Annotated in this window: 8 protein-coding genes and 1 pseudogene; 4 read left to right on the plus strand and 5 right to left on the minus strand. The window is 62.7% G+C overall.

Features of this window, described 5'->3' with window-relative positions; translation table 11 throughout:
• The 5 genes and pseudogenes from J7G73_RS10905 to J7G73_RS10925 form a co-directional block, all read right to left on the minus strand.
• Positions 1–668 (minus strand): annotated as a pseudogene (locus tag J7G73_RS10905) (hypothetical protein); the annotation flags it as partial.
• Between the two features lie 131 nt (positions 669–799).
• Positions 800–1,792, minus strand: a complete 993-nt coding sequence (locus J7G73_RS10910) for a hypothetical protein (RefSeq protein ID WP_291246270.1) — start codon at positions 1,790–1,792, stop codon at positions 800–802.
• The gene (locus J7G73_RS10915; RefSeq protein ID WP_291246271.1) at positions 1,789–2,520 is read right to left on the minus strand and encodes a sigma-70 family RNA polymerase sigma factor; all 732 of its coding nucleotides are present in this window, start codon (positions 2,518–2,520) and stop codon (positions 1,789–1,791) included. Before J7G73_RS10915 ends, J7G73_RS10910 begins: the two co-directional genes overlap by 4 nt.
• 312 nt (positions 2,521–2,832) lie before the next feature.
• The gene (locus tag J7G73_RS10920) at positions 2,833–4,575 is read right to left on the minus strand and encodes an aryl-sulfate sulfotransferase (RefSeq protein ID WP_291246272.1); all 1,743 of its coding nucleotides are present in this window, start codon (positions 4,573–4,575) and stop codon (positions 2,833–2,835) included.
• Positions 4,576–4,810: 235 nt separating this feature from the next.
• Positions 4,811–5,824: a zinc dependent phospholipase C family protein gene (locus J7G73_RS10925; protein WP_158097606.1), complete on the minus strand. Its 1,014-nt coding sequence runs from the start codon at positions 5,822–5,824 to the stop codon at positions 4,811–4,813.
• A gap of 414 nt (positions 5,825–6,238) precedes the next feature.
• Between J7G73_RS10925 and pgk the strand changes: the two genes are divergently transcribed.
• The 4 genes from pgk to J7G73_RS10945 form a co-directional block, all read left to right on the plus strand.
• A complete protein-coding gene (gene pgk, locus J7G73_RS10930; protein ID WP_291246273.1) occupies positions 6,239–7,447 on the plus strand; it encodes a phosphoglycerate kinase in 1,209 nt (402 codons plus the stop codon).
• 96 nt (positions 7,448–7,543) lie between these two features.
• Positions 7,544–8,311: a triose-phosphate isomerase gene (tpiA, locus tag J7G73_RS10935; protein WP_087296359.1), complete on the plus strand. Its 768-nt coding sequence runs from the start codon at positions 7,544–7,546 to the stop codon at positions 8,309–8,311.
• Positions 8,312–8,380: 69 nt separating this feature from the next.
• Entirely contained in the window at positions 8,381–9,901 is a 1,521-nt protein-coding gene (gpmI, locus tag J7G73_RS10940; RefSeq protein WP_291246274.1) for a 2,3-bisphosphoglycerate-independent phosphoglycerate mutase, read from the plus strand.
• 159 nt (positions 9,902–10,060) lie between these two features.
• Positions 10,061–10,794 (plus strand): hypothetical protein (locus tag J7G73_RS10945; RefSeq protein WP_291246275.1); only part of this gene is annotated, 734 nt, incomplete at its 3' end.

Consider the following 10,794-nt stretch of genomic DNA (forward strand, 5'->3'; position numbering starts at 1 on the left):
GTGTCGTTGTAACCGGTGGCGCCGGGGGCGGGAGTGGCCGGGGTGGCAGCGCCGCCGGAGCGGCCGCTCTCGGCATAATCGGTCACGCCGTCATTGTCCGGGCCGTAATCGGTGTCGTTGTAGTCGGTCACGCCGTCGTTGTCCGGGCCGTAGTCGGTGTCGGCATAATCGGTCCAGCCGTAGTTGCTCTCGCCGTCCACCTCCACCGGGCTGGACAGCTGCTGGGCGGCGGTGTAGGTCTGCACCTGCTCCACGATGTCGCTGAGGAAATCATCGGCGGGCAGGCTGGAGCCCCGGGCCACCTCCAGGGTGATCTGGCGGTTCTCGCCCTCCACCTCTTCCACGAAGTAGCCGGCCTCGTTGATGCGTGCCACCAACTCGCCGATCACGGCCTTGCACTCCTTGCCCTCGTAGCCGGTGTAGCCGGTCAGGATCTCCTTGCCGTCCGGGTTGCGGCCCTCCAGGCTGGTGACCATGCCCTTGTCATCGTAGCGCACGGCGATCTCCGGGTTCACCTTCAGATAAATCACGCCCCCCTGGCTCAGGGCCGCGGGCGCGGCGGCGGTGGCGGTGCTCTGGGCGGGCTTGGAGCAGCCGGCCAGCAGGCACACGGCCATGGAAAGCGCCAACCCGGCGCCGAGCAGTGCGGTCAGTTTCTTTCTGGTCATACCATCGTCTCCTTTTTCCTGTGATTTGTTGTTTTATGGTTTCTTCAGCCTTTCTCCTGGCTTCTGACACAGATTACGCAGCCCGTGGGGGCAAAACCGGGGTCGGAAACGAAAAAATTTTTAAAACTTTTTCAATCGTCCCCGTCGTAGCCGGAATCCTGCTCCGGCTGGTCCGGCTGGTCATAGCCGGAATCGCCCTGCTGGGGCGCATCGTAGCCCGAGTCGCCGCCCTGCGGAACCGGGGTGGCGGGCACAGGGGTGGCGGCAGGCGCAGGGGCCGCCGTGGGCGCCGCTGCCTGGCCGGAATCTCCATAGCCGGAATCGCCGGTTTCCGGCGCGGGAGCCGGGGCGGCGGTGGGCGCTGTGCCGTAGCCGGAATCCCCCTCCTCGCCATAACCCGAGTCGCCGGTCTGGGGCGCGGCGGCGGGAGTGCCAGGGGCCGTGCCGTAAGCAGAATCCCCGTAGCCGGAGTCATTGGGGTTCGGGGCCGGGGCGGCGGTGGGTGCGGGCGCTGCCGTGGGCGCGGCGGTGGCGGCAGGGGCCACCGGGATGCTCACGCTCTGGCCCACCTGCACCGTGACCCGCAGGTTCTGGTATTGCAGGTATTCCTCCAGATGGGTCTGCAGGGCCTGGTTGGTCTGGCGGGTCCAGTCCTCATCCTCCGCCTCCAGGTCGATGGTGATGGCCCCGCCGGGGGCCAAATAGCCCATGTCCACCGCCCGGTCGATCAGCTCGTCGGTCACCTGGTCCAGATGCTTGCCCTTCCAGTCGTAGCCCTCCACCAGAGCCTGACCGTCCGGGTTCACACCCTCCAGCCCACGGGCCACGCTCTGCCGGTCCACATCGATGCGCACCTGGGGGTTGATGGTCAGATACACCGAGGCATAGGGGGTAATGGGCGCGCGCAGCAGCACTGCTGCCATCAGCACCAGGCAGGCGGCCGCCAGCACACCCGGCAGCCAGATCAGCACCCCCTTGCTTTTGGGGGCGCGGGTGCGCATGGGCACGATGTGCTCCACCGTCTGGCCCGGCTCATAGTGAAGGTTGGCCGCCCGCACGAAGCGGCCCTCCTCGTCCAGCAGGATGGCGTAGCTGGGCCTTGTCTCCATCACAAGGTATTTCATGCGGGGCGTTCACCTCCTTGCGGCGCCAGCATCTGGCAGATGTGCCCCCGGATGATCTCGTAGCCGTTGGTGTGGATCAGAAGAAGGGCGGTGATGTATTTGCGGTGCCGTTCCAGCGTTTTGCGGGCCGCGCCGGAGCCCTCGCACAGCCGGGTCAGGGGCAGCTTTCTGGTGCGCAGCAGCTCCTCCAGCAGCTCGGGATGCTCCCGGGCGTAGCGCACCGCCTGCCTGCAGGCCTCCAGCGTGCGCTGCTGGCGGGGGCAGTTTTCGGCCACATCCGAAAGAGCGATGCCGAATTCGGCCATGGTCGCGGTCAGCTCCCGGATCTCCGCCTGGGTGGCCAGCCGTCCCTCGGCGGCGTCCACCGGGTTTTCCGGGTCGGCCAGCCGCTCGCCCAGGGTCTGGCCCTCCTCCGGCCCGGGCTGGTCCAGCCGGGCGTGGGGGGCGTGGCGGCGCTCCCGGCGCTGTTCGTCCCGCACCCGGCTGCGGATCACCAGAGCCGCATACTGCAAAAAGCTGCCCCGGACCCGGCTGTAGCCCCGGATGGCCTCGTGAAAGGCGATCATCCCGATGCTGAAGGCGTCGTCCTGCTCGGTGCACAGGCGGCCCAGCGCCCGGCTGGCCTGGGCCTTGATGAAGGGCTGGTATTGCCGGATCAGTTCGTCGGCGCGCTCCAGGCTGGTTTTGGCCTGAGCCACCTGCTCCAGAATGGCGTGGTCGGTCTGCATAGGGTGGTCGTTCCTTTCCCCGGGCGTGGTATTACAGAATACGAAACGGGCGGCGGCAAAACCGGGGCCGGGCCGCTCATTTTCCGGTTTTTTCCCATCATACCAAGGTCCCGGGGCGCTTGTGGGCCTCCCGGCCTGGTTTTTACCCAGTTTTTCGCTGCTCTTTACCCGGCTTTTACCTTAGGTCAAGCTTCTTTTTCGCCCTGTCAGCCACTTCCCTTCCCCTTAATCGGACGCAGCAAAAAAGGCCCCGCGCCCGGAAGCTTTCCGGGCGCGGGGCCGCTGTTTCTTTTTCTGCGTTTAACCTTTGTTTTAACGAAACCAGTAGCCCACGAAATCGTCCTTCATGACCCGGTAGCCGTTCATCATGCTATGGTACTGGAACTGGCGGATCAGGTTGCCCTCCGCGTCGTACTCGCCGTAGACCTGGGGCACGCCGCTGTTCACCACATAGTTGCCGCCCTCCAGCAGCTGCGCGTTGGACACCACGCTGGAGTAGGGCACATCGAAGGACCAGGCCAGGCTAAAGGTACCCGCGTTCTCGTCCACCAGATAGTAGTAAACGTGGCTCACGATGCTCTCGTCCTCGGTGAGGGCCTGACCCACCGAATCCGGCAGCCTGGGGGTGTATTCGGTGCGGGTGCTGTTGGCCCAGTAGTTGTTGTCGAACATGCGCAGATAGTACTGACCCTCGGGCAGGCTGTCATCGTAGATCACGGTCACGTCATGCTGGCCGTACTGGGGGGTGAAGTCGCCCTGCTGGGTCAGGCTGTGCTGGGCAAACTCGGTGCCCTCCCAGAAGGCATCGTCGCCGATCATCCAGTCGATGGCGGGCTCCTCGTGCACGTTCTTCACCTTGAGGATGGTGGAGGTCTCACGGGAGCTGACCACCACCGCGTCCTCCTCGGCCAGATACTGCACCGAGTTCAGGTGCAGCCAGTCCCACAGGCCGGCCTGCCAGAAGAAGGAGCTGTTGGCCGCCACCTTTTCGGTGGTCACAAAATAACTGTTCATCAGGGCGCTGAAATCCACCAGCAGGGTCACCTCGCCGGACTCCATGTTGATGGAGATCAGCTGGTCCTCCACGGTCTCGCCCTCGGTGTTGGTGGCCAGGGCCACCAGCTCGCCGTCCGGGCCCCAGTTGAAGTCGTGATGCAGCTCGAAGCGGCCCAGGTCATACACCTGCAGCACCTGACCGATGCGGCTGATGCGGGCGATTTTATTACTGCCCACGCAGGCCAGGATCTGGTCGCCCAGGCTGAGGATGCGGTCGGAGTGGTAGCCGTCCAGCAGCATCTCGTAGCGCAGGATGCCGTTGTTGTCAAAGAAGAAGGTGTAGCCGTAGTAGTCGCTCAGGCCCATGGCGTAGAACAGGCCCTCGCTCATCTCGGCGGTGCTGTCGCCCTCGGTGGCCTCCAGCCGGTTGGCGTGGCCGGAGGTGGTCTCGGGCATCTGGATGGTGAAGGGGAAGCTCTGCTTTACCTCGCCCTGCCTGTTCACCGCCTCCAGCGTCACCTCATTTTCCAGCCCGGGCACAAGGCCGATGAGCAGAAATTCCTGCACCTTGCCGAATTCCTGGGCGGAGTTGGCGGTGGCGGTGTAGGCCGGGATGCTCTCGTCCTCGGTGGTGACGGTATAGCGGATCTGGCAGTTGGTATCGGTATTAAAATACAGATACAGGCCGTTGGACCCGGTGCCGAAGGGATTCAGCACCGCCAGCGGGGCCTCCATGGTGAACTCGCCCCCGGCCATCATGGTCATCAGGCTCTGGGCCAGGCGCTGCTGCACCTCTTCGTTGTAGTAAGTAAAGCCCTCCTGCTCGTACTCGCCGGGCAAAATCTGGGCCACCTCGATGCTGGCCTCCACCGGCTGGCGGTACATCTGCACATTGATCTCGTCGTCGGTGAAGGTGTAGGTGCCGGTCTCGACCTCCCATTTGTCCCGGGTGCGCTTTTCGCCGCCCACCAGATACTTGGAGACCACCAGCACGCCGGCGAGAACCACCGCGGCCAGCACGACCAGAACGGCCACTCCCACAAGGATCTTCTTTTTCATGGTGCAATCCTCTTTCTCATTTTTTCATTCTGTTTTATTCCTGTTTCGCGGCGCTCCCCCCTCCGGGGCAGCCGCGCAGATATTATACAGCGTTTGTCGCCTTCTGTGGGGGCTTTTTTTCGGTTTTCATCGGTTTTTCAAAATTTTTTGCTCATTCTTCATCTTCCCATGACCAAAACGACAAAAAGGCCCTCTTTCCGAGCCGGAAAGAGGGCCTTTCGCATCCGAATATTCTTCACCGCACACCGCTTGCCGCCGGGGCGGGGCTGGGCGCTTCGGTCTGGCCGGCCGCCACCGCCCGCTCCAGCCGCTGGAAGTTCGCCGCCAGCACCCGGTCGTCGTGGTAGTTGGTGTCGCCGGTCATCACGAGAAAGCGCACCGGGTCGTCCATCTGGGGCAGCAGCCACACCGCCAGCCGCAGCCCCTTGCAGAACAGCTCGTCAAAGCTGTCGGTGAACAGGCGCTGGGGCTTCCAGGGGTCCCGCCAGGGGGCATGGGCCAGATTCATGGGGTCCGGCATGCTGCTGGGACCGTCGGTGATGAACTTGGCCGACAGCAGCGGGAACTTCATCACCTTGTTTTCAAATTTTTCCACCATCTGCCGCCGCTGGGCATTCGGGTCGTGCAGCAGGCTGGACTCCAGCGAGGCCATCACCATGGCCCGGCGCACGAAGGCCGGCCGGAAGGGCGAGCGCACCGGGAACAGATCGCCCAGTGTGCCCTGCAGAACCCGTGCCAGATACTTGCTCACCAGCTGGCTTTCCGCCTCATTCAGCCGGAACACCTGCTCCTGGCGCAGCCGGGTGTAGCTGTAGCCGCACTGGGCCATGTACCAGGCGTCGATGTCGCTTTCCAGCGCGGCGTGGCGGCCGTAGTAGCGGGCGCTCTTGTGGGCCGGGTCGTAGCCGGTGCGGGCGTACACAAAGGTGTGGCACACGCTGTCGCACACATAGTGGCAGTAGGCCCCCGCCAGATAGGCAAGGCAGACCTCCCGCTCGGGCCCTGACTCGGGCAGGCAGGCGAACATCTGCAGAAACAGCGCCTTGATGCGGTGGTTGTGCAGATAGGCCCCCAGGTTCCGGTGGTTGGAAAAGGCCAGCCGCAAAAAGTTATAAGTAAACAGGTCCGGCCCCTGGCACCCCAGGAAAAAGGCCCGGGAATGCCGCTGAGCGGCCCGCTTGGCCCCGCAGTCCGGCAGACGGGCCAGGGTGCGGGCGCCGAACACACAATGGGTCACAAGGCCCGGCATACGCATTGCCTCCTTTGCTGTGAAGAAAAGCCGCCTTGCGGCGGATGAAACCGCGTTCCGGGCACCCCGGGCAGAACACCCCCGGTGCCCTTATATTTTTATTGTATCACATTTGCCGGGGCTCGGAGCAGCTTTGCCAATTCTTTTCAGGTTTTTTGCCTGCCTGGTTCCGCTTTTCCTCCTCTTTCGATTTCTTTGCCGTTTTTTTACCTGCGAAACGCAAAAAAGCGCATACCGCCCAGATTTTGCGGCCGGAAGGGGGCGTATTTCGTTAAAAGAGTAACAAGAAAAAACTTGCGTATCCGGCCTGTTTTGATTATAATAAAGGCAGGTATGACAAGGCGGTCATTTGTGCATCCCGCACAAGCGGCCGTTCCCTTTGGGATACTTTCAAAAATGAGAGGAGAAAGAACAATGGGCTTAGGTAAAAAAACCGTTGAGGAACTGGACGTTAAGGGCAAGCGCGTTCTGGTGCGCTGCGATTTCAACGTTCCCATGAAGGAGGGCGTTATCACCAACGATAACCGCATCGTTGCCGCCCTGCCCACCATCAAGAAGCTGATCGAGAACGGCGGCAAGGTGATCCTGTGCAGCCATCTGGGCAAGCCCAAGAACGGCCCCGAAGAGAAGTTCAGCCTGGCTCCCGTAGCCGTGCGTCTGGGCGAGCTGCTGGGCAAGAACGTTGTGTTCGCCAATGACGACACCGTTGTGGGCGAGCAGGCCAAGGCCGCTGTTGCCGCTATGAACGACGGCGACGTGGTTCTGCTGCAGAACACCCGCTTCCGCAAGGAGGAGACCAAGAACCTGCCCGAGTTCAGCGAAGAGCTGGCCAGCCTGGCTGACTGCTACGTGAACGACGCCTTCGGCTCCGCTCACCGCGCCCACTGCTCCACCGCCGGCGTGACCGACTACATCAAGGACACCGCTGTTGGCTACCTGATGGAGAAGGAGATCCGCTACCTGGGCAACGCCGTGAACGATCCCGTTCGTCCCTTCACCGCCATCCTGGGCGGCGCCAAGGTTGCCGACAAGCTGAATGTTATCAGCAACCTGCTGGAGAAGGTGGACACCCTGATCATCGGCGGCGGCATGGCCTACACCTTCCTGGCCGCCAAGGGCTACGAGGTTGGCACCAGCCTGGTGGACACCGAGAAGCTGGACTACTGCAAGGACATGATGAAGAAGGCCGAGGAGAAGGGCGTAAAGCTGCTGCTGCCTGTTGACACCGCTGTGGCCGCTTCCTTCCCCGATCCCATCGACGCTCCCATCGAGGTTCAGATGGTTGCTGCCGACGCTATGCCCGCCGGCATGATGGGCCTGGACATCGGACCCGAGACCGAGAAGCTGTTTGCTGACGCCGTGAAGGCCAGCAAGACCGTTGTATGGAACGGCCCCATGGGCGTGTTCGAGAACCCCACCCTGGCTGCCGGCACCCTGGCCGTTGCCAAGGCCATGGCCGAGTCCGACGCCACCACCGTGATCGGCGGCGGTGACAGCGCTGCTGCCGTAATGCAGCTGGGCTTCGCCGACAAGATGACCCACATCTCCACCGGCGGCGGTGCTTCTCTGGAGTACCTGGAGGGCAAGGAGCTGCCCGGCATCGCCTGCATCCAGAACGCCTGATCCTTTGAAAAAAAGCCTCAGTCGCCCCCCCTTGTGCCGGGCGGCTGGGGCCTTTTCCAGTGTGTTACAGAATTCATAAAGTGAGGGTATTTTATCATGGATAAAGCAAACCGCAAGGCCATCATCGCCGGTAACTGGAAGATGAACAAGACCGCCACCGAGGCTGTTGAGCTGATCGACGCTCTGATCCCCGCCGTGAAGGATGCCGACTGCGAGGTCGTGATCTGCACCCCCTTCACCACCCTGGTCACCGCTGTGGAGAAGACCAAGGGCACCAACATTCATGTGGGCGCCGAGAACGTGCACTTCGAGAAGAGCGGCGCGTTCACCGGCGAGATCAGCGCCGACATGCTGGTCGACCTGGGCGTTGAGTACGTGATCACCGGCCACTCCGAGCGCCGTCAGTACTTCGCTGAGACCGACGAGACCGTGAACAAGCGCACCCTGGCTGCTCTGAACGCCGGCCTGAAGGTGCTGGTATGCGTGGGCGAGAACCTGACCCAGCGCGAGCAGGGCGTGACCGAGGAGCTGGTCCGCATGCAGACCAAGATCGCCCTGAACGGCGTGAGTGCCGAGCAGATGGCCAATGTGGTCATCGCTTACGAGCCCGTTTGGGCCATCGGCACCGGCAAGACTGCCACCAGCGACCAGGCTCAGGAAGTCTGCGCTGCCATCCGCAAGGTGCTGGGCGAGCTGTACGGCGAGGCTGTTGCCAAGGCTACCACCGTTCAGTACGGCGGCAGCATGAACGCCGGCAACGCTGAAGAGCTGCTGGGCAAGCCTGATGTTGATGGCGGCCTGATCGGCGGCGCTTCCCTGAAGGCCGACGCCTTTGCCACCATCGTGGCTGCTGCCAGCAAGTAAGCTTTTTGTTATAACGCGCCGTCTTTGGGGCGGCGCGTTTTTTACAGTTTTGATAAGGAGTAATCCATTATGTCTAAGAAACCCCTGATGCTCTGCATTCTGGACGGCTTCGGCTGGGTGCCCAACAAGACCGAGGGCAACGCCATCGTCGCCGCCAAAACCCCCAACCTGGACAAGCTGTTCGCCACCTGCCCCTACACCACCATCGGTGCCTCCGGCATGGACGTGGGCCTGCCCGACGGCCAGATGGGCAACAGCGAGGTTGGCCACACCAACATCGGTGCCGGTCGCATCGTGTACCAGGAGCTGACCCGCATCACCAAGGCCATCCAGGACGGTTCCATCCGCTCCAACGAGGCCATTGTGAACGCCATGAAGGCTGCCATCGAAAACGGCAAGGCCATCCACATGATGGGCCTGCTGTCTGCCGGCGGCGTTCACAGCCACATCCAGCACCTGTTCGGCCTGCTGGACATGGCCAAGGACATGGGCGCCAAGGAGATCTACGTGCACGCCATCATGGACGGCCGTGACGTTCCCCCCGATTCCGGCAAGGGCTACATCGACGAGCTGCAGGCCAAGCTGGACGAGCTGGGCGTGGGCAAGATCGCTTCCATCTCCGGCCGTTACTACGCCATGGACCGCGACAACCGCTGGGACCGCGTGGAGAAAGCCTACGCTGCCTTCGTATACGGCGAGGGCGTGAAGGGCACCCCCGCTGAGGTGATGGCAAACAGCTACGCCGAGGGCGTGACCGACGAGTTCGTGGTACCCGCCGTGACCTGCGAGGGCGGCCGCGTATCCGAGGGCGACACCGTGATCTTCTTCAACTTCCGCCCCGACCGTGCCCGTGAGATCACTCGCACCTTCGTGGACGACGCGTTCAACGGCTTCGAGCGCAAGAACGGCCGTTTTGCCGTGAACTATGTTTGCTTCACCCAGTACGACGCCACCATGCCCAACGTGGACGTTGCCTTCAAGCCCCAGAGCCTGACCAACGTGATGGGCGAGTACCTGGCCAAGTGCGGCAAGACCCAGCTGCGCATCGCCGAGACCGAGAAGTACGCTCACGTGACCTTCTTCTTCAACGGCGGCGTGGAAGCCCCCTTCGAGGGCGAGGATCGCGCCCTGATCGCCAGCCCCAAGGTTGCCACCTACGACCTGCAGCCCGAGATGAGCGCCTTCGAGGTTGCCGACGAGTGCGTCAAGCGCATCGAGAGCGGCAAGTACGATGTGATCATCCTGAACTTCGCCAACTGCGACATGGTTGGCCACACCGGCATCTTCGAGGCCGCTGTGAAGGCCGTTGAGGCTGTGGACACCTGCGCCGGCAAGGTGATCGACGCGGTTCTGGCCGCCGGTGGTCAGGTTCTGCTGACTGCTGACCACGGCAACGCCGACCAGATGCGCGAGCCCGACGGCGCTCCCTTCACCGCTCACACCACCAACCCGGTTCCCTTCCTGGTGGCCGGCGCCGGCGATGTGAAGCTGCGCGAGGGCGGCGTTCTGGCCGACATCGCTCCCACCATGCTCAAGCTGATGGGCCTGGCTCAGCCGGAAGAGATGACCGGCAAGAGCATCATCGAGTAATTTCCCGGTTTTTCTGCCCCCGGCCTTTGGCCGGGGGCTTTTTTCACAGTTTTTTCAACGTTTTGTGCGAGACAAACTCCCCCTTGACGGTGTATGATTAAAATGATATAATAACGTAATTTTCGCGTTATTAACCCACCCGTAAGGAGGGATTTTCACATGAACAAGCACCGTTTTCTGCGCGCGGGCGCAGCCTTCACCGCCGCTGTGATGCTGGCGGGCACTCTGGTCTTTGCCCAGGACGAGGTGACCGAGGAGGATATCAAGGACCTGCAGAACAAGGTGGAGCAGGCCCAGGACCAGGCCCAGCAGGCTGCCCAGGATGTGCAGGACGACATGGATGCCAAGGCCCAGGCCGAGCTGCAGGCCCAGATGCTTTTAAATCAGATCAACAGCCTGAGCGATGCCCAGGCGGATATCCAGGACCAGATCGCCCAGTGTGAGGAGCAGATCACCGCCACCCAGCAAAGCTACGACCAGACCATGGAGGAATACAAGGCCCAACTGCAGGCCATGCAGAAGCTGGGCGATTCCGGCGGGGTGTCGCTGCTGCTGCAGGCCAACAGCCTGTATCAGCTGCTCACCTTCTCCTCCAATCTGCAGCAGCTGAGCAGCTACACCGACGGCCTGCTCACCGAGCTGCAGACCCAGAAGCAGGCTCTGGAGGAGCTGACAAGCGAGCTGGAGGGCAAGCGCACCACCGCCGCCGAAAACCAGCAGCAGCTGGAAGAGACCCGCAAGGAATACCAGGCTCAGGTGCAGAAGCTGGACAGCCAGATCTCCGCGGGCACCGCCGAGCAGATCGCCTACGAGGCGGAGTACGAGATGCGCAAGGAGGAGCTGCAGGCCGCCGAGGCCCAGCTGGAGCAGCAGATCGCCGACGCGCTGGCCAA

Source organism: Allofournierella sp., assembly GCF_017889395.1.
Taxonomy (GTDB): Bacteria; Bacillota; Clostridia; order Oscillospirales; family Ruminococcaceae; genus Allofournierella.